Origin of the sequence: Bauldia litoralis (genome assembly GCF_900104485.1) — a bacterium.
Lineage (GTDB): Bacteria > Pseudomonadota > Alphaproteobacteria > Rhizobiales > Kaistiaceae > Bauldia > Bauldia litoralis.
Window position 1 is genome coordinate 288,907 of sequence record NZ_FMXQ01000003.1, and the last position, 22,403, is coordinate 311,309.

Genomic DNA, 22,403 nt, shown 5'->3' on the forward strand with positions numbered 1-22,403 from the left:
GGATCTCAGGACTTCACGTTTCGACTGGGTAAAAAGAGGGGAACTCCAATGCTGAAATCCAAAGTCCTCGCTGCCGCTGGTGCAGCGATCCTGTCGGCGGCCATATCGACGACGGCACTCGCCGACATCACCATTCTCGCATGGCCGGGCGGACCGGCCGAGACGGCGCTCCGCAAGGTCGTCGACAAATACAACGAGACCTCCGACAGCAAGGCGGAGCTCCTGTATTTCAGCCGCGACAACTTCTTCGACAAGATGCTGGCCGACTCCGCCGCCGGCTCGACCGAGTTCGACGTCATGCTGACGGCGACCTACAATGTCGGCAAATACGCGCCGTTCATGGTGCCGGTCAACGACCTGATCACCGACGACGTGATGACGGTCTTCCCGCAAAGCGCCATCGACTCGCAGGCCTATGAGGGTAATGTCTACGGCATCCCGACCGACCTCAGCCTGCAATTCCTTTACTACCGCACCGACCTGATCGATGAGCTGCTTTCCAACGACGAATGGAAGGCGAAATACGGCGAGATTTCGGAAGAGTATCTGGGCACCAAGATGGAGCCCAAGATGCCGGACGCATGGAGCTGGGACGACTTCATCGCCTCGGCGCTGTTCTTCACCCAGTCGATCAACCCGGACAGCCCGGTCCGCTACGGCACCGTGCTCCAGATGAAGAACCTCCTGTTCAACATCATGATCTGGCAGGGCACGACCGCCAGCTACGGCGGCAACTGGATGGACGCAGACGGCAACATCACCGTCGACTCCGACGCCTATCGCAAGGGTCTCGACATCTTCAAGAAGATCACCGAGCTCGAAGCGACGCCGGGCGACTCGAACAGCTATGAATATGCCGAAGCCAACGGCGCCTTCGGTACCGGCCAGGTGGCGTTCTTCATCCAGTGGTCGGCTGCCTATGCCGAGTTCGTCAACGCCGAGGACTATCCGGCGATTGCCGACAAGTTCGACATCACGCACCAGCCGGCCGGGTCCGAGGGTCCGAAGACCCACTTCCATGCGCTTGGCCTCGGCATCAACAAGGCGTCGGAGAAGCAGGACGAGGCCAAGGCCTTCCTGAGCTTTCTTGCCTCGGAAGATGTGATGAGCATGTACGCCAAGGAAGGCGGACAGCCACCGGTGGTCGACACGATCATTCAGGCGGTCGCCAGCGATCGTCCGGACATGTTGGCGATGGGTGACCACACCGGCAAATACGGCATCGTGATGAACGGCAGCACGGCGGCAGAGGCGCTTGGCGTCTATTCCAACATGGCGGAGAACTTCACCGCCTACTGGAACGGCGCGCTCGACCAGGACACCGCAATCGCCAATGTCGAAGCCTACATGAAAGAAGCTTACGGCAAGTAAGCCGGCTTTCCTCCTCCGGCCGTCGGCTCCATCGCGGGGTCGACGGCCGACTTTTGTTTCCCCATGCCACTGAATTGGCGACAACGCGGAAGGGCCGATGGCTCGTAGCAAAGCCGGCGTGCACGAAACGGAGCGGGCCAACGCTCGCACTTTCCTGATCGGGCTCTGCATCTTCCTGGCCCTGATGCTGGGATTCCCGACGGTCGCCAATCTCTGGTACTCGTTTTCCAACGTCTCGATCTACGACCTGACCGGCACTGCCTTTGTCGGGCTGGCCAACTACGCGGAGGCGGTGACCAATCCCAATCTCTGGGACGCGCTCGGCTTCTCGCTGAAATTCGCGGTGATCTGCACCGTGCTCGAGGTGGCGCTCGGGCTGGCGATGGTCTTCATCCTCCACCCGATCCTGACCAAGCGGCCGTGGCTCACCGGTCTGCTGATGCTGCCGATGATGGTGTCGCCGGCGCTGATGGGCGTGATGTACCGGCTGATCCTCAACGAATTCACCGGCGTCGTGCCAGCCTATCTCTACATGATGGGCCTGCCGATCAACCTGCTCGGTCGCAACTGGATCTACGAGACGGTGATCGCCATCGAGGTCCTGCAATGGACCCCCTTCGCCTTCCTGATCATGCTGACGGCGCGTCAGTCGATGGCCGGAGAGCTCGAGGAAGCGGCTGCCGTCGATGGCGCGACCGGCGCCAAGTTCGGCCGGCTGATCGTCATGCCGGTGATCATGCCGTCGATCATCATCGTCTCGTTCATCCGCTTCATCGACTCGTTCCGGGTCTTCGACCACATCTTCGTGCTGACCGGCGGCGGGCCGGGCAACGAGACGACATCGATCAGCATCTACATCTACAAGCTGTTCTTCACCCACAGCAAAATCGGCGAGGCGGTCGCCGTCTCGGTCATGCTGCTGATCGCATCGATGGCGCTGCTCTATTCGGCCTTGAGACTCGCGGTCAGGAGGGCGCCGACATGATCGTCACCCGCCGCAACCCGGTGACCCGGCTGGTCCACGCGCTGCGCTGGGCTGCCTTCATCGTCATCGCCTTCATCCTCAACCTGCCGATCCTCGCGACGATCATGACCTCGTTCAAGACGACCGGCGACATCAACACCAGCCCCCCGGTGTGGATCTTCACGCCGACGCTGTCGAACTACGAAGAGGTGCTGTTCGCCGGCAACACCAACCTGCCGGAATATATCTTCAACAGTATCGCCATCGCCGGCGGCGGCACGATCCTGGCGATGTTGCTGACCTTCCCGGCGGCCTACGCGATGGTGCGCTACGACATTGGCAAGAGCTGGCTGCTGCCGCTGGTCACCAATGTCCGGGCGCTGCCGCTGATCATCTACGCGATCCCGATCTACCTGATGTTCCAGATGGTCGGGCTGCTCGACACCCGCACCGGAATGGCGCTGATCGCCTGCGTCATCAATATCCCGGTGGCGCTGGTGCTGTTCGTCGGCTTCCTCCAGGAAATCCCGGAGGAGATGGACGCGGCGGCGAAGATCGACGGGGCCGGCAAGTGGGGAATCCTCTGGCATATCATCCTGCCGCTGTCGCGGCCGATCCTCTTCGCCGTGCTGGTGCTGAGCTTCGTCTATAGCTGGAACGAGTTCCTGTTCGGGCTGATCCTGACCACCAAGAACGCGGTCCCCGTCACCGTCGGCGCGACCTTCTTCGTCACCTCCTACGGGGTGAAGTGGGGTGCGACCGCTGCGGCGATGACGCTCGGTATCGTGCCGCCGATGATCCTCGGCCTGTTCGCCTATCCCTATATCGGCAAGTCGATGCTTGCCGGCGCGCTGAAAGGCTGACGATGGACGCAAGCGCCTACACGGACGCGGCGGCGCGGATCGCCGGGCACGTCCGGCGCACGCCGCTGGTGCCCGCCGCACCCGCCGGCGAGCGGGCGAACCTTTGGTTCAAGCCGGAGTGCCTGCAGGTCTCGGGCTCGTTCAAGGCGCGCGGTGCGTTCAATTCGGTTCTCTCGATCCCCGAAGAGAAACGCGCAAACGGCGTGGTCACTGCATCCGGCGGCAATTTCGGCGCGGCAATCGCCTATGCCGCCGAGCGGCTCGGGATTCCGGCCCGTGTCGTGGTGATGACCGGATCGACCGAGCTGGCCCGCGACCGCATCCGCTCCTTCGGCGCCGAACTCCATGTCATCGGCGAGCATTGGGACCTGAGCTGGGAAGCCGGCAAGGAACTCGCCGCCGAATCCGGCGGGACGCTGCTGCATCCCTTCGCCGAGGATCCGGTGATCGCCGGGCAGGGGACGATCGGCCTCGAAATCCTCGACGAAATGCCCGACGTCGAAACGGTGGTGGTATCGATCGGCGGCGGCGGCCTGATCAGCGGCATCGCCGAGGCGATCAAGCAACGGCGACCGGGGGTGCGGGTGATCGGCGTCGAGACGACAGGCTGTCCGACCCTCTACCGGGCCCGCGAGGCCGGCCATATCGTGATGATCGAGTCCTTTGTCACCAACGTGCCGATCCTTGCGGCGCGCACTACCGAGCCGATCAACTTCGAGATCGTCGAGCGCTGCGTCGACGACCTGGTGCTCGTGCCGGAGGACGAACCGATCGAGGCGGCGCGCTGGATGTGGCGCTCGACCGGGCTTGCGGTTGAACTCGGGGCGGCGACCGCCGTCGCGGCAGTCCGGAACGGTCATGCCAGGATCGGCGACGGCAAGACCGTCGTGGTGCTGTGTGGCAGTGGCAATGACGGATTGCCGCCGCGCTGATCACTCGTTTCAGGCGATGCCGGATTTCGTCAGGGCGATTGCGTTGTCGCCGAGCTTTCCCGACAGGTCCCGCGCTGCCGATTTGAGTGCTTCCCGATAGGTGTCGAAATTCCTGACCGCGTCCTCGCGCGGAGATATCAGGCACAACGTTGCGACACAGGTTGTGCCGTCCTGGCTGACGGGGGCGGCGAAGCAATGGGTGAAGGTGTCGGCGAGGCTGTCGAAAGAGAAGACGCCCTCCTGCCGCGCCCGCTCTGTCTCGGCGAGGAACACCTCGGTCGCGAGCGTCGAGCCGTCCGGCAGGACAAAGTCCTCGGACGGGATGAAATCGAGGATCTCGGCGTCGCTCATGTGCGAGAGGAGGAGGCGGCCGGATGCCGTCCATGGTAGCGGGATCGGCTCGCCGACATCGGCGCTGATCCGGAAGGGACGGGCGCCCTCATGCATCATCGCCACGGTGTATTTGTTGCCGTCGAGCATGCAGAGCTGCGCCGTCTCGCGGGTCTCCGTGGCGAGATCGCGGAGGTAGGCCTTGCACTCGCGTGTGAGATCGAAATGCTCCTGGTAGGCAAGGCCGAGGAAGTAGAGCTTGCGACCGAGGAAAACGCGGCCGTCGCCGTCGGCATATTCGAGGACGCCGGTCGCCAGCAGGGCGTTCACCAACTCATAGGCCGTCGATTTCGGCGCGCCGATGCCGATGGCGATCTCGTTTGGCCGGGCCGGCCCGCCGCGCTCGCGCAGGTAGGCCAGCATCTCGAAGGCGCGGTCGAGACCGCGCATCCGCCGGCTCGCGCCGAGTTCCGTGACGTTGTCGGATGTCACTGCTGAATCCTCCTTCCGTTGCGCTGTCTTCTATTGCCGATCCCGGGGATCGGCGCTAGGCTCCGCTTGTCCGCTATATTGGTATCAATTCCAATATATTGGAATTGTCGGGCAAGGGGTAGGATATGGGGCTTTCGACATCCGCGCGCCAGAGGTCGAGCGACCAGCCCGCGGGGGAAAGCGTCACCGCCCCCAACATCTCCAGAGAGGAAGAGACATGCTGAAATCGTCACTCAAAGCGGCGACCGGCGCTGCCTTCATCGGCCTGTTCGCCATGACGGGACTGGCGTCGCAGGCCCAGGCCGCGGCCAACTGCATCGACGGCAAGCGCCAGCCTCCCTACACGCTGGGCTGGGCGAATATCTATTCGGTCCCGACCTGGATGAAGCAGACCGAAGGCACGATCGCCGACGAAGTCGAGAAGCTGAAGGCCGCCGGCATGGTTGACGAACTGGTCATCACCGACGCCCAGGGCGACGCCAATGTCCAGATCCAGCAGATCCAGTCGATGATCGACGCCGATGTCGACGCCATCCTGCTGATCGCCGGTTCATCCACGGCGCCGGCCCGCGTCCTCGAAGACGCCTGCTCCAAGGGTATCGCGATCATCAACTTCGACAGCCTCGTCGACACCGACCAGGTGACCGCGAAGGTCAACACCGACTCCAACAAGTGGGGCGACACCGCCGCCAAATGGCTGATCGAAAAGCTGGGTGGCGAGGGCAAGATCCTCGTCCTCAACGGTCCGGCCGGCATCTCGGTTTCGGACGATCGTCGCGCCGGCTCGAACGAGGCGCTTGCGGCCAATCCCGGCATCGAGATCCTGGCCGAGACCAACACCGCCTACAACGTGGCGCCCGCGCAGGAAGCGGTCACCAGCCTGCTCTTCGCCCATCCCGAGATTGACGGCATCCTGTCGCTCGGCGGTGCCTTGTCCGCCGGTGCGATCCTCGCCATGGACAAGCAGGGCCGTGACATGGTCCCGATGACCGGCGAGAATGCCCGCCAGTTCCTTGAGCTGTGGAAGGAAAAGGGCCTGAGCTCCTGGGCGACCATGCAGCCGAACTGGCTCGGTGCTTTCGCTGCCTATACGGCGGTCAAGGCGCTGCAGGGCGAAGACATCCCGGCCTTCATCGAGGTGCCGCTGCCGATCATCGACGACAGCAACATCGACGAGTACCTGGCCCGTGCAGGCGACTTCCCGGCCGACGGCTACATCTACTCGCCGTGGGACGAAGCCCTGTTCGACGACATCATCGCAGGCTCGATGTAAGCCTGTCGTGACGATGCCTGCGCCCATCATCGCCGCGCGCGATGTCTCGAAGTCGTTCTTCGGCAATCCGGTCCTGCGCGATGTCTCCATCGCACTGGTACCCGGACGGATCCACGCCCTGCTCGGCGAGAATGGCGCAGGCAAGTCGACGCTGATCAACCTCCTGTCGGGGGCCTTGCCCTCCGACAGGGGAACCATCGAGATCGACGGCAAGGCCGTCGCCGCGCTGACACCGGCCGCGGCAAGGAACGCCGGCATCGCGGTGGTCCAGCAGGAACTCAGCCTGACAAGTTCGCTGTCGATCGCCGAGAATATCGGCCTTGGCGCTTATCCCCGTCGCTACGGGTTCATCGACTATGGCGCGCTGGCGCGACGGGCGAAGGCCGTCTGCGACATGGTGGGGCTCGACGAAAGCCTGTCGCGGCCTGTCGGCGACCTGCCGCTCGGCCGGCGGCAGATGGTCGAGATCGCCAAGGCGCTGTTTCGCGAACCGCGGGTGCTGATCCTCGACGAGCCGACCTCGTCGCTGTCGGCGCATGAGGCGGACACCCTGACGCGGCTTCTGGTCAAGCTGCGTGAAGCGGGCACCGCCGTTCTCTACATTTCCCACCGGCTCAACGAGGTCATGCGGCTCTGCGACCACGTCACCGTTCTCAAGGACGGGGTGGTGACGGCGGACCAGTCGCTGGCCGGAACCGATGCCGACGGGCTGGTGCGGCTGATGGTCGGCCGCGATCCCGGCGACCTGTTCCCTTCCTGGACGGCAACGCCGGAGACCGAGACGATCGTTTCGGTCGAGGGCTTCTCGTCGGGGCCGCTCAAGGACATCGACCTGACGATCCGGCGCGGCGAAGTGCTGGGCATCGGCGGGCTGGTCGGCCAGGGGCAGGAAGACCTGCTGCTCGGCCTCTATGGCGCGTTGCCGGCTTCGGCGCGGCGCGCGTCCTTCGACGGCGTCCCCGGCATTCCCGCCTCGGTGCCGAAGGCCAATGCCCTCGGCCTCGCCTATGTGCCAGCCGATCGCAAGCGCGAGGGCTTGCATCTCATTCACACCATCGCATGGAACATGATGCTTCCGCAGTTTGGACGGGCGCGCGGCCTGTCGCTCCGCAATCGCGGTAAGGAAAAGGCGCTGGCGCTCGACCTTGCCGATCATCTCGGTATCAAGGGCGACCTGACCCGGCAGGTCCAGGCGCTGTCCGGCGGCAACCAGCAGAAGGTGGCGCTGGCGAAATGGATGCCGAGCGACCCGTCGATCCTGCTGCTCAACGATCCGACCCGCGGCGTCGATGTCGAGACCAAGCGCGAGATCTATATCCTGCTCCGCCGCTTCGCCAGCGAGGGCAAGGCGGTGGTGCTGTCGAGTTCCGACACGCCGGAACTGGTCCATCTCTGCGACCGTGTCGCGGTGATGCGCGAGGGCAAGCTCGCCGCGACGCTCGACCGCGACGGGCTCAGCGAGGAGGCGATCGTCGCCGCCGCGATGGGCGCCGAGGAAGCGGCGCAAGCGGCATGAGTCACACGCCTGACACCCGTTCGCAGCGGCTCTACTGGCCGGTGCAGATGCAGCGCAATCGTGGCGTCCGCGGCCTGTTCGTCGTCGTCGCGGCCTTCCTGGCGCTCTACGTCTACCTGTTCCCCGGCCTTTTCTCGATCGGCGGCGTCTCGAAATTCGCCCAGAGCTGGTTCCCGCTGGCGCTGGTCTCGATGTCCCAGGCGATCCTGATGCTGACCGGCGGTATCAGCCTGTCGATCGGCGCGACGGTCAGCCTCGGCGCAGTGATCGCCGCGACGACGATGACCGGGCCACTTGGCGTCGTCGGCGGTATCGCCGCCGTGGCCGTCGCCGGCCTTGGCATCGGCGCGATCTCGGGCGCGATCGTCGTACGGCTCAAGCTGCCGGCGATCGTCGTGACGCTGGCCGCGTCCTTCATCATCGGCGGGGCGGCACTTCTGATCCTGCCGCGACCGGGCGGAGCGATCCCGATCTGGTTCTCGGACCTGCTTGCCGGCAACACGCCGGCGGCGCTGATCCTGCTGATCGTCACGGCGCTCTTGTGGAAGCTCTATCTCGCCACGCCGCTCGGCCTCAGCCTCTATGCCTCGGGCGAAAATCCGGTCGGCGCCTATCGCGGCGGCGTTCCGGTCGACCGCTCCCTGATCGCCGCCTATGCGATCAGCGGATTGCTGGCCGCCGCCGCCGGGCTGTTCGTCGCGGCGCAGACCGGCTCCGGCGATCCGGTGATCGGTACGGCCTTCACCCTCAACTCGATCGCCGCGGCGGTGCTCGGCGGCGTCGGCTTCCTCGGCGGTCGCGGCACGATGCGCGGCGCCATCGCCGGCAGCCTGCTGCTCAGCGTGATGATCAACGTCATGTTCTTCCTCGGCTTCCCGCCCGTCGCCCAGTATGTGGCGCAGGGACTGATCATCATCGGCGCCGTGGCGCTGCCGGAAATCACCGGACGCAGGGGGCCGCGATGAGCGCGACGGAAAGCGAAACAACCCGGTTCCCGCCGCGCCGGATCAGCGCGTTGCTGCGCAACCGCGCCTTCCTGACCTTCATCATCGTCGCGCTGGTCTGGGTCGTCGCCGGCTTCGCAAAGCCCGGCTTCGGCTCCTTCGGCCATCTTCGCTACCTACTCGAACTCGCGGCGGTGATCGGGCTGGTGGCGATCGGCCAGACATTCGTCGTCATTGCCGGCGGCATCGACCTGTCGGTCGGCGCGATTGTTACAGTCAGTGCGGTCGGCGTGCCGCTGGTTGCCGATCTCGGCGATCCGACCGGCACGGTTCCGGTCCTCATCGTACTCGCCGCGGCAAGCGGCATCGGCCTGCTCAACGGCCTCGGCGTCGCCTATCTTCGCGTCCACCCGATGATCATGACGCTGGCAATGGCGACCTTCCTGCAAGGGGTGCTGATCCTTGTCGCCGGTGGCAGCGCGGTCTCGGCGCAGAACCCGCTCCTCCACTGGTTTGGCAACGCCCGGCCAATTGGCATTCCGGCGGGGGTCTATCTGTGGGTCGTGGTCTCGGCGATCACGCTGGTGGTGCTGCACGCGACGCCCTTCGGCGCGCGGATCTTCGCCATCGGCGCCAACCCGCTGGCAACCGCGCTGTCCGGGGTCAACACGCGGACGACGACCATGGCGGTCTACGCGATCGGCGGGCTGACCGCCGGGCTCGCCGGGGTGCTCCTGCTCGGCATGAACGGGCAGGGCTATGTCGGCATCGGCGACCCCTATTTGCTCGCCTCGATCGCCGCGGTGGTGCTCGGCGGCACGTCGATCCTCGGCGGCTCCGGCACCTATGCCGGGACGATCCCCGGCGCGATCCTGCTGGTGACGATCACCGCGCTGATCACCGTGGTCAACGCGTCGCCGGGCTGGCGCAGCATCCTGTTCGGCTCGCTGATCCTCGCGCTGCTGCTCTTTTCCGGCCGGGAGTCGCGTGGCCGCTAGCCGCCGCGATCAGCCGGCGCGGCCACCGACCAGCCGGCCGTTGCGGTGGACGGTCGTCGCGCCGGCTTCCCAGCTTAGCCGGCCATTGACGAAGACCTTCTCGATGCCGACCGAAAACTGGAGCGGATCCTCATACGTCGCCCGGTCGATGACCGTCGCCGGATCGAAGATCACGAGGTCGGCGAAGCAGCCCTCGGCGATCCGGCCGCGGTCCTTGAGGTTGAAGGTCTTCGCTGTCAGGCCGGTCATCTTGTGAATGGCGGTCTCGATCGGGAAAAGCCCGAGTTCGCGGGCGTAGTGGCCGATCACCCGCGGGAAGGTGCCCCACAGGCGCGGATGCGGATGCTTGTCATGGGGCAGGCCGTCGGAGCCGATCATCGTCAGCGGGAAGGCAAGCACGCGGCGGACGTCGTCCTCGTCCATCTGGAAATAGATGGCGCCGGCCGGATCGAGGCGGCGGGCGGCCTCGTCGAGGTCGACGCTCCACTCGGCGGCGATGTCGGCAAGGTCGCGGCCCGTCATCTCGGGATGCGGCTCAGACCAGGAAATCATGATCCGGTAGGTATCGGTGACCAGGTCGGCGCGCAGGTTGGTCGAGCCGGCGGCGTAGGGATAGGCGTCGATCCCGATCGGCTGGCCGGCCGCCGCCTTCGCGATCACCGGCAGCGTCTCCCGGGTCCGGCCCCAGTTGCTGACGCCGGCGCATTTGTGATGGGAGATGACGAGTTGGATTCCGGCCCGCGCGGCGGTGTCGACGCTCTCGGCGATCGAGTCGAGGACATGGTCCATCTCGTCGCGCATGTGGGTGGCGTAGACGCCGCCGTGGGCGGAGAAACGGGCCGCGACCTGCGAAACCTCGTCGGCGTCGGCACCGGCGTTGGTCGGGTAGAAGAGGCCCGTCGAAAAGCCCGCGGCGCCATTCTCCATCGCCTCGTCGACGCGGTCGAGCATGGCGGCGATCTCCGACGCGGCGGCCTTGCCGCCGATATCCGACATGGTGGCGAGGCGGAGCGACGAATGGCCGACCAGCGCGGCGACATTGACGCCCGGCGTCGTCTCGGCGATCGCCCGCGCGTAGTCGGCGAAGGTCGGGAACTGGTAGGCCTCCTTGCCGCCGAGCAGGTTCAGCGGGGCCGGTGGCGGACCGTCGAAGGTGACCGGCGCGAGACTGATGCCGCAGTTGCCGGCAACCACCGTCGTGACCCCCTGGCTGATCTTGGGCAGCATGTCCGGGCTGTCTAGGACGATGCGGTCGTCATGGGTGTGGCTGTCGATGAAGCCCGGAGCCAGCGCCTTGCCCTTCAGGTCGTGCTCCCGCGTCGCCGGGCCGGCGGGGATCGTCCCCTGATCGGCGATGGCGACGATGCGCTCGCCGGCAATCGCAACCTCACCCGGGAGGGGGCCGTCGTTGCTGCCGTCGTAGATCAGGGCGTTGCGGAAGATGTGGTCGTGGCGGGGAGGCGTCGTCTCGTCGGTCGTCGATGTCATTCGCGCGGTTCCAGGTCTTTCATGATCTGTGACGGGTCGGTACTCGGCGCGGGAATGGCGACGCCAAGACGGGCGAGGGTGTAGCGGACACGGCGGAGCGACTCCCGGCCGCGGCTGCCGAGCGCGGCAGCAACGCCGGTGGCGAGGGTGTCGACGATGGCCATATGGGCGTAGCGCGACGGCGTCGGCCGGAGGATGTCGTTGACCTCCTCGACCGTGACGGCGATGACGATGTCGGCGGCCTCGGCCAGCGGCGTCGCTGGCCGGGTCAGGGCAACGGTGGTCGCGCCGAAGGAACGGGCGATGGCGACGGCGTCGATGACCGGCTTGCTGCGGCCGGAATTGGAGATCGCCAGAACGCAATCACCGGGACCGAGGGTGGCGGCGGACATGCGCTGTTGCTGGCCGTCGCTATAGGCGGCGACCGGGATGGAGAGCCGGAAGAGCCGGAGCCGGGCGTCCTCGACGATCGCCGCGGAGGCGCTGCCCTGGCCATAGATCTCGATGCGTCGGCTGGCGGCCATGGTGCCGATGGCCCGGCCGAGCGCCGTCGTGTCGAGCTGGTCCAGTCCCTCGCGGATGGCGTTGGCGGCATTCATCATGATCGCCTGGGCCAGCTGCCCGGCATCGTCGCCGAAGACCCGGTCGGACTTCAGGTAGGCCGCGGCGACGGTCAGGGTGGTGGCGAGCTGGATCTTGAACTCGCCGAAGGACAGGGAGCCGACAGATCGACAGAAGCGGGTGACGGTCGGCTGGCTGACGCCGGCGCGCCGGGCGAGTTCGGCGATGGTGAGGCGGGTCGCCGCCTCGAAATCCTGCCGGACGGTTTCGGCGACGCGGCGTTCGGCCGGGCTGAGCGTGCTCTCGACCCGTTGGATCCGCGAAACGATGTCGATGGCGGATGCCACAGCGCCAGTCGGCTGCTGAACGGATTCCCGCCGGGTCGCGCCTTCTTCCACCGTGCCTCCTCGCGGCAGGGTTGCCGTCGTGGCCACCGCATCGCTCGTGAAACAAAATTACACCGATTTGGGTGCGGAGCAAGCCGCCGCGGTTGGGAAGGGCGATCCGGGCTTGATCCATTGCCGGGAATCGCACGCGGTCAGCGATCCAAGCGCCGCCTGATCTTTGTGACTCGGGCGAATCACGCCGACCGGCCGAATTTCCGGTTGATGTCGTGTTCGATCTGTAACATCATTTCACGTTCACACCCGGCCATCGTCAAGCGGACCGGGGAACGATCTGGCAGAACAGCGCGCGGACTGGGCAATCTGGACATGACCGCAGAACACACCAAGACCAAGCTGTCGGTCACCGGCGCCAGCAAGTATTACCAGACAAAGACCGGGGCGGTTCACGCGCTCGACGACGTTTCGCTCGAGGTGCGCGAGGGTGAGTTCCTTTGCATCATCGGGCCGTCGGGCTGCGGAAAGACGACGTTGCTGTGGTCGATGGCCGGCCTGCACGACCTGTCCAGCGGTCGCGTCGCCATCGACGGCGAGGTCATCACCAAGCCGCATCCGCAGATCGCGATGATCTTCCAGGACGCCAATCTTCTGCCCTGGCGGAACCTCGAGAAGAATATCGAACTGCCCTTCGAGCTGAAGGGCACCAAGCCGGATCGCGCCCGCATCGACAAGCTGCTCGACAGGGTCGGGCTCGTTGGCTTCGGCAACAAGCATCCGCGCGAATTGTCGGGCGGCATGCAGCAGCGCGCCTCGATCGTCAGGAGCCTTGCCGTCGATCCGTCGGTGCTGCTGATGGACGAGCCGTTCGGCGCGCTCGATGCGTTCACCCGGGACGAGATGAACCTCCTCATCCAGGAGATCTGGATGGAAACCGGCAAGACCATCGCCTTCGTCACGCACTCGATCCCGGAAGCGATCTTCCTCGCCGACCGGATCGTGGTGATGTCGGCGCGGCCCGGACGGATCGCCTCGATCTACAACGTCGATATTCCGCGTCCGCGCCCGGTGTCGATCCAGACCGAGCCGGACTTCATTGCCAGGGTCATGGAAATAAAGACGCGTATCGACAATCAGCGCGGCCAGCAGGAAGATCATTCCTCGGTCGCCTGAGCGGCCGGGACGGGGAAACGGAGAAACCGGTTGAGCAAAGCCCTCGGGGAGACAATCCCGGAATTCAACAAGAAGGGCGGCGGCGGCGCCGATGTCAGCCTCTCGGGCGGACTGTCCGCCCTCGGTTCCGCTGGCGGAGCGCGCACCCGGCTCGAAATCCTGGTGATCATCCTTGTCGCTGTGATCATCATCGGCGGGGCGGAGCTGACGCTCACCGTGATGGAGGTTCCGCAATACATCCTGCCGAAGCCGAGCCAGATCGCCACGGCGCTGGTCACCGAATGGACCTTCATCTGGCCGCATCTTCTGGTGACGCTGTTCGAGTTGTTCACCGGCTTTGCCATCGGCGCCTCGATCGGCTTTCTGCTGGCGGCGGTGATTACCCAGTTCCCCTTCGTCGAGAAGGTGGTGACGCCCTATATCCTTCTCCTCGTCACGACGCCGATGCTGGCGCTGGTGCCGCTGCTCATCCTGCGCTTCGGCTTCGGCAGCGAGCCGCGGATCATCGCCGTGGCGCTTGCCAGCGGGCCGATGGTGATGATCAACGCGGCCACTGGCTTCCGCCGCACCGACCTCGCCAAGATCGCGCTGGCCCGCTCCTTCGGCGCCAACACGCTGCAGATCTTCACCAAGATCCGGATCCCGATGGCCATGCCGATGATCATCGTCGGCCTGATGGTCGGTTCGATCTTCGGCCTGCTGACCACGGTCGGCGCCGAGATGGTCGGCGGCGCCGAGGGCCTCGGCAACCGGCTAACCTATTACTCATCGCTGATCCGCATGCCGCAATTCTTCGCGATCATCCTCCTGCTCGCGACGATCGGCATTTCGATCTATGTCTTCTTTTTCTGGCTCGGCAAGAAATGGGCGAGCTGGGAGGCCTGAAGTCGGACTGAAAACGACAACAATCTGGAGAGGACAATCAGCATGAATGATGCAAGCAAGACCGGTCGGACCGTGATCGGCCGACGCCGTCTCCTGACCGCGGCCGCCGTCGGCTTTTCTCTCGCCGCCGTCGGTGGTCTCACCGTTGGCAGCGCCTTCGCCGCCGATGCGATCCGCTGGGTGTCGCCGCGCGGCACGCTGGAAGTGCTCGACGACTATCCCTATTGGGTGGCCAAGAAGTTCGGCTATTTCGGCGACCTCGAAACCGAGATCGAGCCGGGCCCGTCCGACGCCACCGCGACCGTAAAGCTCGTCGACCAGGACCAGGCCGATGTCGGTTATCCGTCGCCGGGCGTCTTCTCGCTGGCGCTGGCCCAGGGCATCCCGCTGGTCTCGGCCTTCGAGATGGGCGGCTCCGACGTCTTCGACTTCGCCTTCCGCAAGGGCGAGGCCCCGGACGACATCAAGGGCATCGAGGGCATGACCATCGTGCTCGGCAGCGCCGGCTGGCAGTCGATCGTCGATCCGATGCTGACGGCGGCGGGCGTCGATATCAGCAAGGTGACCTACGTCGATGCGGGCTGGCCGACCTGGGGCACGGCAGTCGCCGCCGGCCAGGGCGACACGGCCCTGTCGTGGGAGGGCCTGCGCGCCCAGTGGAAGGGCCAGGGCCTCGACTTCGACTATATCCTCGGCCGCGACTTCTCCCAGCTGCCCGCCAACAGCTTCGTCATCCGCAAGGCTGATTTCGACGATCCCGAGAAGCGGGAGATGTACGAGAAGTACTTCCGGGGGTGGGCGATGGGCCTTGAATTCGGCTACCTGAACCCGCGTGCGGCGACCCAGATCGTCATGGAGCAGTTCCCCGGCCTCGCCTCGCAGATGACGCCGGACGTCGCGGTGGAATCGATGATGCAGCTCGCCAACGTCTACCGTGGCCGCTGGGACGAGCGCGGCAAGTGGGGCCAGCACATCATGCCGTCCTGGGACCTGTTCTTCGAGACCGGTCGCGAGATCGGCCAGATCTCCGGCGACTTCACCACCGAGGAAGTGGTCAAGAACGACATGGTCGACGCGGCCAACGATTTCGACGCCGCCAAGGTCAAGGCCGATGCCGATGGCTTCGAGCTGAACGACGACTACAAGGCCGTCGACGTCAAGGCGATCGAACAGGCTCTCTGACACGCGACCACAATTCGGGGCGGCCGGCACCGGCCGCCCCGTCATAATTCAGGGGGGATGCCATGAAGCTCGTCTTCGACCATGTCGGGATCACGGCCCATCAACCGATGCCGGGCGAGAACTGGGTCGAGCAGAGCCTCTGCTGGGTGACCAGTCCGCGCGACCATCCGGAATCGATCGAGTTCCTCCGCTATCACCCCGACAGCAAGGTGCCGGACCGGGTCAAGAACAACCCCCATGTCGGCTACCGGGTCGAGGAGATCGCGCCGCATATCGAGGGCCACGAGCTTCTCATCCCGCCCTTCATCGTCGCCGACTTCCTCGAAGTGGCGTTCATCTGGAAGCACGACGCTGTGTTCGAGTACATGCGCTACCTGAACGACAGCTGGTTCGGGCAAGACTAATCGCCGCGCCGGCAAGGCTGGCGGCAAGCATGGGGGCGTCATGAGTTACCGGGCGATGTTTGCCTATACGTGGGATCTCGACGAGCGGCCGCTCGGCGCGGTCGCCGACGAGGTGGTGGGGCTTGGCCTCGATACGATCACGCTGGCGACCAGCTATCACGCAGGCAAGTTCCTGCGGCCGCGCGGCAAGACCGGCAAGGTCTATTTCCCGGAGGATGGCACCGCCTATTTCCGGCATGATCCGGCCCGCTATGGCGCGCTGCAGCCGGCCGCCAACAGCATCATGGCGAAGCGCGACATCCTCGGGGAATTGTGCGAGCTCGATTCGGTGGCGACACAGGCCTGGCTGGTGCTGATGCACAATTCGCGGCTCGGCATGCTGCATCCGGAGTCCTGCGTCCGCAACGCCTTCGGCGACCGTCTCATCTACAACCTCTGCCCGTCGGCGCCGGAGGCGCGGGCCTATGCGGTGGCGCTCTGCAAGGATGTCACCGACGCCTATCCGGTCGCGGGGATTTCGCTCGAGACGCCGGGTTTCCTGCCCAGCGTCCATGGCTACCACCACGAATTCGCGCTGGTCCGCCAGAATCGCTGGCTCGACAATCATCTCGGGCTTTGCTTTTGCGACCACTGCCTCGCCGGGGCCCGCAAGGCCGGGATCGATGCCGAGGGTCTGCGGGCGCAGGTTTGCGCCGATGTCGAATCCGCTCTCGACAGCGACTTCGACCTGCCCGACGACATGGCCGAGGCGATGTGGCTCGCCGACACCCGGACCGATGGCGTGCTGGCGGCCTTTCTCGCCTGGCGCTGCGACGTCGTGACGTCGCTGGTCGCCGAGATCCGCGGCGCGGTACGCGACGACGCGACGGTGGCGATCATCCCTTCGGTAGCGCGTCCGAGCGGCGGCGCCTGGTACGAGGGCAGCGACCTCAGGGCGCTGGCCGAGGCGGCCGGCATCATCGAGGCCTGCTTCTACGAAGGCAGCGCCGAGCGGGTGCGGGCCGACGCCTGGGACGTGCAGCGGCGGATGCGCGGCGCGGGACACCTGCGCGGCATCCTGCGCGCCGCGTTCCCCGACCTGCAGGGCGCGGACGTCGTCGCAGCGGCGGTCAGCGGCTTGCGGAACGCCGGCATCGAGGACATCGCGTTTTACAATTACGGACACTTTCGCCAGCAGAGCCTCGACTGGATCGGCGCGGCGATGAACCAGACCAGGAGCTGACAGCGTGGCATTCAAGGACAAGGTTGTTGCGATTACCGGCGCGGCCGGCGGTATCGGTCAATCGCTCTGCCGGCACTTCGGCGAGCAGGGCGCGGCGATTGCCGCCATCGACAGGAGCGAAGCTGTCGTCGACTTCGTCGCGACGCTTGCCGGCGAAGGCATCAAGGCTGAAGCCGCAGTTGTCGAAATCTCGGACGCCGACGCCGTGGCCAAGGCTTTTGCCGATCTCGAAAAAGCCCTCGGCCCGGTCGACGTGCTGGTCAACAATGCCGGCTTTTCCCACCAGCCGACGCTGGAGCGGACCACGCCGACCTCCTGGCAGAGCGATGTCGACGGCAATCTCAACGGCACCTACTACTGCACCCACGCCGTGCTTCCCTCGATGAAGGAGCGCCAAGGCGGCGCCATCGTCAACATCGGCTCGGTCAACGGCCTGTCGACCTATGGCGATCCCGCCTACAGCGCGGCCAAGGCCGGCATGATCAGCCTGACCAAGGCGCTGGCGATGGAATATGGACGCTTCGGCATCCGCGCCAACATCGTCTGCCCGGGCACCGTGCGGACGCCGATCTGGGAGCACCGGGTGGAGAAGAGCCCGGAGATACTGACGGAGCTCGGCAAGTGGTATCCGCTCGGGCGGGTTGCCAATCCGATCGACATCGCGCGGGCGGTCGGCTTCCTGGCGTCCGACGACGCGGCGGCGATCACCGGCGTCGTGCTGCCGGTCGATTGCGGGCTCAGCGCCGGCAACATCGTGATGACCCGCGAGATCACACTCGAAGACTTCTGAGGGAGACACATCGTGGACAGGTTACGGATCGGCGTCATCGGCCTCGGGTGGTTCGGCGAAATTCACTGCGACGCGATCGCCGGGATTCCCAATCTCGAACTGGCGGCGCTGTGCACCCGGACCGAGAGCCGGCTGGCCGAGATGGCGACCAAGTTCGGTGTCGCCAAGACCTATACCGATTACGCCGACATGCTGGCCGACCCGGATATCGATGCTGTCTCGATCGTGACGATGTGGGACCAGCATACCGATCCGACCATCGCGGCGCTCAAGGCCGGCAAGCACGTCTTCCTCGAAAAGCCGATGGCCAGCACCGTCGCCGATTGCGCCCGGATCATGGAGGCGGCGAAGGACGCGAAGGGCATCCTGCAGATCGGCCATATCTGCCGCTTCAATCCCCGCTACCGGGCAGCCAAGGAAGCGATTGACGCCGGCCGGATCGGCAAGATCGTGTCGATGTCGTCGCGACGGAACATCCCGGCCGCCTGGACGCCGACCATCCTCAACAAGATCGGCCCGATTGTCGGCGATGCGATCCACGATACCGACCTGATGCTGTGGTTCACCGGCGATCGGGTGGTTAGCACCTATGCCCAGACCGTCGACGTGCGCGGACTGAAGCACCCGGATATCGGCCAGACCATGTACCGCTTCGCCGGTGGCGCCTCAGCGACCCTGGAGACGGTGTGGTGCATGCCGGAGAAGACGCCCTATGACATCGACGAGCGGATGAACATCGTCGGCACCGAGGGCTTCATCCAGATCCAGGACACCTTTCCCAATCTCGGCATCGCCGATGCCGAGAAATTCGGCAGCCCGGACACGACCTACTGGCCGATGTTCGAGGGCGTGCGCGGCGGAGCGCTGCGCGAGGAATTCGCATACTTCACCAAATGCGCGCTTGCCGGCGAGAAGCCGACGATCGGCACGCCCGAGGACGCCATGGCGGCGCTGGAGGCGACGCTGGCAGCCGAAGAGTCGGCGCGGACCGGCGAGGTCGTGAAGATCGGCTAGCGCGCCAGACATAACGGCGATCCCTCACCGGTTTGGGGAGGGACAGGCGCTGGCGGCACGGGTTCGGCATGGCCTCCGCATGAGCACCTAGCTGGAACATCGAGTACCAGGGAGAAGACACATGGCGAAGCAAAGGGTTCTGGTCGTCGGGCTTGGCAGCATGGGCATGTCGCACGCCATGGCCTATACGCGCATCCCCGGCTTCGAGGTAGTTGGCGTCTGCACCCGCCACATCGACCAGGTGAAACTGCCGGAAGCGCTCGCGGGCGTGAAGACCTTCTCGAAATTCGAGGAGGCGCTGGCCGAACTGAAGCCGGACGTCGCTTCGATCAATACGCTGCCCGATACCCATGCCGACTACGCCATCAAGGCGATGGAGGCCGGCGCCCATGTCTTCGTCGAAAAGCCGCTGGCGGATTCGGTCGAGAATGCCGAGAAGGTGGTGGCGACGGCGCGGCGCACCGGCAAGAAGCTGGTGGTCGGCTACATCCTTCGCCAGCACCCCTCGTGGAACAAGTTCATCGAGATCGCGCGGCAGCTCGGAACGCCGCTGGTGTTCCGGATGAACCTTAACCAGCAGTCCAATGGCGAGACATGGGCCTGGCACAAGCGGCTGATGGAATCGTGGCCGCCGATCGTCGACTGCGGCGTCCACTATGTCGATGTCATGTGCCAGATGACCGGCGCGAAGCCGGTCCGGGTCCATGCCATGGGCGCCCACCTGACGGACGAAGTGCCGGTCTACAATTACGGCATGCTCCAGGTCGCCTTCGACGACGGGTCGGTCGGCTGGTACGAGGCCGGCTGGGGGCCGATGATGAGCGAAACGGCCTTCTTCGTGAAGGACGTAATCGGCCCGAAGGGTTCGGTGTCGATCGTCATGGCCGAGGGCGGCGGCGACGTGAAGTCGGACGACATCAACGCCCATACCAAGACCAACCAGATCCTGTGGCATCACACCGACATGGCGAAGCCGGACGAACGCATCGACATGACCGACGAGCCGGATCACGATGCGCTGTGCCAGCGCGAGCAGGAATACCTGCTCAAGGCGATCGACGAGGACATCGACCTTGGCGACCACATGGACGACGCCGTCAAGAGCCTCAGGATCGTGGTGGCGGCCGATGAGTCGGTCCGCACCGGCCAGGTCGTGCAGCTCTAGGGCGAGCCGACCCCGGGCCGCAGCCCGATCACCGGGCCGGGAAAACGCACCCAAGAGTTGTAGAAAGACCCCGGTTCGTTTGAATTTTAATCATGTCGTAACCTCCATCTTAGGACCTCGATCCCTAAACAAGCCCTGCAGGAATGGACCGGGCGGATTATGGATCGACGAAAAAGATTGGCGGGACGCGTTAGGGCGGAGCAACTGCGCACCGTGACTGACACGGCGGTCTCGACCGCCGCGATCAATTCCGTCAATGCGCTCCTGGTCTTCCTCACTTTCCGCGATACGGATGCCGATCCCGGCCTGCTGGTCGGATGGCTGTTGGTCAACCTGCTCTATAGCGGGATCCTTCTCCTCGACCGGCGCTGGGAGGACGCTGCCCAGTCCACGTGGCCAATCCGCCGGGTCATCATTCGTGCCTCGTTCCTTGGCGTTCTGTGGGGCGCGATTCCATGGCTCGTGCTGCCGCTTGCCGATCCCGGCCACATGCTGGTCCTTGGCGTGATTGTCGCGGGGATGATCGCCGGCGGCGCCGTGCGGCTTTCCGTGCTGCCCGCGGCGGCCTTCGGATACCTGTGGTCGATCACCATGCTCAGCGGAGCCGCTTTTCTCATCCGCGCCGAACCCTTGTCGCTGATTGGACCGGTGCTGCTCCTGATGCTGGCGGTGTTTCTCACACGCCATATCCGCAACAGCACGACACATCAGATCCGCTATGTCGTGAACCAGTTCGAACTGTCGGAGCAGAACGAAACGATCAACCTTCTCCTCAATGATTTCCGCGACCAGTCAACCGACTGGGTATGGGAGACGGATCGACGCGGTCGCATCTGTCGCGCGTCTCCGCGGTTCCTGGAGGCGGCTGGTCGCGCGGAGGGCCACCTGAACGGACTCATGATCGACCGGCTCTTCCAGCCAGAACCGGTCGCTCTCTCCCGCCATTTGAAGAGGCGAGAAACCTTCCGCGAAGTGCCGGCCAGCATCGAGCTGGATGGCGTGGTCCGTCACTGGAAGTTGACCGGGCGGCCGATCTACGACCTCGGGCGGCGCTTCTCCGGCTATCGCGGCGTCGCCGCCGACTTCACAGAGGAGGTGCTCGCGACGGATCGGCTCTCCTATCTCGCCCACCATGATTCGCTGACCGGGCTGAGCAATCGCGTCACGCTGCGCGACGAGGTCGAGGCCGCTCTCGGGCAACGCGCGGACAACCGGGTCATTGCCCTCTTCCTGCTCGATCTCGATGAGTTCAAGGCAATCAACGACACGATGGGCCATCCCGTCGGCGACGAATTGCTGGCCGCCGTCGGCGCCCGTCTCTTGGCCCGTTACGGTCAAGAAGACATCGTCGCTCGTCTCGGCGGCGACGAATTCGCGATCCTGCACTGCAGCCAGGCCTCGGCCTGGTCGCCGACTGGCTTCGCGGTTGCGCTACTGGCGCTGTTCGACGAGCCATTCAAGCTCAGCACCGCCGAACTGTCGGTCAAGACAAGCGTCGGCGTCGCGCTGATGGACGCAGCCACGAGTGCCTGCTCGCCCGATGATCTTCTCCGCGACGCCGATGTCGCGCTCTACCGGGCCAAGGCCGAGGGGTCCGGTTTCAAGGTGTTCGAGCCCGAGATGAACGAGTGGGCGGCACGGCGGCACGCCCTGCGGCAGGCACTCGCGCTTGCCATCGAGCGCGACGAACTCAGCGTCGTGTTCCAGCCAATCGTCGATATTTCGAGCAACCGGATCGTCTGCTTCGAGGCATTGTCACGCTGGGCATCGGCCGAATTCGGTGAGGTGTCCCCCGCCGAGTTCATCGCCATCGCCGAAGAGAGCGGCCTGATGAAGACCATTGGCGAGTGGGTCTTCGCGCGGGCCTTGCGGGATGCGTCGCGCTGGCCGAAGGAGATCAAGCTGTCGGTCAATCTCTCGGCCGTCCAGTTTCGTGAGACCGCCCTCACGACGCGGTTCGAGACGATGCTGGCGGAGGTCGGCTTCGATCCGCGTCGTCTGGAACTCGAGGTGACGGAATCGACGTTCCTGCATTCCAACGAAGTGACGCGCAACACGATGCTCGGGTTGAAGGCGGCGGGCGCTTCGATCGTCATGGACGACTTCGGCACCGGCTATTCGTCGCTCAGCTATCTCAGGGATTTTCCCTTCGACAAGATCAAGATCGACCGCACCTTCATCGAAACGAGCAAGACCGACGCCGCGTCACAGGCCATCGTTCGGTCGGTGATCGCCCTTGGTCATGCGCTCGGCATGACCGTTACGGCGGAGGGCATCGAGGAAGCCGCGCAGATCGACATGCTCCGCTCGATGAATTGCGACGAGGTGCAGGGCTACATCTTCTCCCAGCCGCTCTCCGCCGAGGCCGCATGGGGCATGGCGTGCGGCACGGGCTACCTGGAGCCGGAGGCCGGCAACTTCGATGCTGGCGACGATGTGCGGCCTCTCCGACGGTCGGACGCCGCCTGAGCGGCCTTCCGGCCGGTGGTGGTGCC

20 protein-coding genes are annotated in these 22,403 nt (G+C 65.2%); 17 read left to right on the top strand and 3 right to left on the bottom strand.

The features are described from left to right. The first annotated feature begins 48 nt into the window (after nt 1-48). The 4 genes from BLT60_RS08760 (at nt 49) to BLT60_RS08775 (ending at nt 4,130) form a co-directional block, all read left to right on the top strand. The gene (locus BLT60_RS08760) at nt 49-1,371 is read left to right on the top strand and encodes an extracellular solute-binding protein (protein WP_090876042.1); all 1,323 of its coding nucleotides are present in this window, start codon (nt 49-51) and stop codon (nt 1,369-1,371) included. Between the two features lie 97 nt (nt 1,372-1,468). Further along, the gene (locus BLT60_RS08765) at nt 1,469-2,356 is read left to right on the top strand and encodes a carbohydrate ABC transporter permease (RefSeq protein ID WP_090876043.1); all 888 of its coding nucleotides are present in this window, start codon (nt 1,469-1,471) and stop codon (nt 2,354-2,356) included. Continuing rightward, nucleotides 2,353-3,198 (top strand): carbohydrate ABC transporter permease, encoded by an 846-nt coding sequence (locus BLT60_RS08770; protein WP_090876044.1) that lies wholly within the window; start codon nt 2,353-2,355, stop codon nt 3,196-3,198. The genes BLT60_RS08765 and BLT60_RS08770 overlap by 4 nt, the downstream gene beginning before the upstream one ends. 2 nt (nt 3,199-3,200) lie before the next feature. Continuing rightward, the gene (locus BLT60_RS08775; RefSeq protein WP_090876045.1) at nt 3,201-4,130 is read left to right on the top strand and encodes a threonine ammonia-lyase; all 930 of its coding nucleotides are present in this window, start codon (nt 3,201-3,203) and stop codon (nt 4,128-4,130) included. 9 nt (nt 4,131-4,139) lie between these two features. Here the strand turns inward: BLT60_RS08775 and BLT60_RS08780 are convergent, their stop codons facing one another. Further along, nucleotides 4,140-4,910 (bottom strand): IclR family transcriptional regulator, encoded by a 771-nt coding sequence (locus BLT60_RS08780; protein WP_090876331.1) that lies wholly within the window; start codon nt 4,908-4,910, stop codon nt 4,140-4,142. 259 nt (nt 4,911-5,169) lie between these two features. Between BLT60_RS08780 and BLT60_RS08785 the strand changes: the two genes are divergently transcribed. The 4 genes from BLT60_RS08785 to BLT60_RS08800 are packed head-to-tail and all read left to right on the top strand — an operon-like array spanning nt 5,170 to nt 9,683. After that, nucleotides 5,170-6,225, top strand: a complete 1,056-nt coding sequence (locus tag BLT60_RS08785; protein ID WP_090876046.1) for an ABC transporter substrate-binding protein — start codon at nt 5,170-5,172, stop codon at nt 6,223-6,225. 13 nt (nt 6,226-6,238) lie between these two features. Beyond that, a complete protein-coding gene (locus BLT60_RS08790) occupies nt 6,239-7,741 on the top strand; it encodes a sugar ABC transporter ATP-binding protein (protein ID WP_175478356.1) in 1,503 nt (500 codons plus the stop codon). Then, a complete protein-coding gene (locus tag BLT60_RS08795) occupies nt 7,738-8,706 on the top strand; it encodes an ABC transporter permease (protein ID WP_090876048.1) in 969 nt (322 codons plus the stop codon). The genes BLT60_RS08790 and BLT60_RS08795 overlap by 4 nt, the downstream gene beginning before the upstream one ends. After that, nucleotides 8,703-9,683, top strand: a complete 981-nt coding sequence (locus tag BLT60_RS08800; protein ID WP_090876049.1) for an ABC transporter permease — start codon at nt 8,703-8,705, stop codon at nt 9,681-9,683. The genes BLT60_RS08795 and BLT60_RS08800 overlap by 4 nt, the downstream gene beginning before the upstream one ends. Before the next feature lie 9 nt (nt 9,684-9,692). Here the strand turns inward: BLT60_RS08800 and BLT60_RS08805 are convergent, their stop codons facing one another. Next, nucleotides 9,693-11,171 carry an N-acyl-D-amino-acid deacylase family protein gene (locus tag BLT60_RS08805; RefSeq protein ID WP_090876050.1) on the bottom strand — a complete coding sequence of 493 codons (1,479 nt, stop codon included), beginning with the start codon at nt 11,169-11,171 and terminating at the stop codon, nt 9,693-9,695. Continuing rightward, a complete protein-coding gene (locus BLT60_RS08810; protein ID WP_090876051.1) occupies nt 11,168-12,166 on the bottom strand; it encodes a MurR/RpiR family transcriptional regulator in 999 nt (332 codons plus the stop codon). The genes BLT60_RS08805 and BLT60_RS08810 overlap by 4 nt, the downstream gene beginning before the upstream one ends. A 279-nt stretch (nt 12,167-12,445) precedes the next feature. Between BLT60_RS08810 and BLT60_RS08815 the strand changes: the two genes are divergently transcribed. From BLT60_RS08815 to BLT60_RS08855, 9 genes are all read left to right on the top strand, one after another. Beyond that, nucleotides 12,446-13,246 carry an ABC transporter ATP-binding protein gene (locus BLT60_RS08815; RefSeq protein WP_090876052.1) on the top strand — a complete coding sequence of 267 codons (801 nt, stop codon included), beginning with the start codon at nt 12,446-12,448 and terminating at the stop codon, nt 13,244-13,246. 30 nt (nt 13,247-13,276) lie between these two features. Then, on the top strand, nt 13,277-14,131 hold the full coding sequence (locus BLT60_RS08820) for an ABC transporter permease (protein WP_090876053.1): 855 nt from the start codon (nt 13,277-13,279) through the stop codon (nt 14,129-14,131). Between the two features lie 42 nt (nt 14,132-14,173). Continuing rightward, nucleotides 14,174-15,313: an ABC transporter substrate-binding protein gene (locus tag BLT60_RS08825; RefSeq protein WP_090876054.1), complete on the top strand. Its 1,140-nt coding sequence runs from the start codon at nt 14,174-14,176 to the stop codon at nt 15,311-15,313. A gap of 62 nt (nt 15,314-15,375) precedes the next feature. Further along, a complete protein-coding gene (locus tag BLT60_RS08830) occupies nt 15,376-15,717 on the top strand; it encodes a hypothetical protein (protein WP_090876055.1) in 342 nt (113 codons plus the stop codon). Between the two features lie 40 nt (nt 15,718-15,757). Next, a complete protein-coding gene (locus BLT60_RS08835) occupies nt 15,758-16,939 on the top strand; it encodes a hypothetical protein (protein ID WP_139167786.1) in 1,182 nt (393 codons plus the stop codon). 4 nt (nt 16,940-16,943) lie between these two features. Continuing rightward, nucleotides 16,944-17,729, top strand: a complete 786-nt coding sequence (locus BLT60_RS08840; RefSeq protein WP_090876057.1) for an SDR family oxidoreductase — start codon at nt 16,944-16,946, stop codon at nt 17,727-17,729. Between the two features lie 12 nt (nt 17,730-17,741). Beyond that, a complete protein-coding gene (locus BLT60_RS08845; protein WP_139167787.1) occupies nt 17,742-18,743 on the top strand; it encodes a Gfo/Idh/MocA family protein in 1,002 nt (333 codons plus the stop codon). Between the two features lie 121 nt (nt 18,744-18,864). Further along, a complete protein-coding gene (locus tag BLT60_RS08850; protein WP_090876059.1) occupies nt 18,865-19,908 on the top strand; it encodes a Gfo/Idh/MocA family protein in 1,044 nt (347 codons plus the stop codon). A gap of 213 nt (nt 19,909-20,121) precedes the next feature. Next, complete coding sequence (locus BLT60_RS08855) at nt 20,122-22,377, top strand: putative bifunctional diguanylate cyclase/phosphodiesterase (RefSeq protein ID WP_175478357.1); 2,256 nt, start codon at nt 20,122-20,124, stop codon at nt 22,375-22,377. Nucleotides 22,378-22,403: the final 26 nt, after the last annotated feature.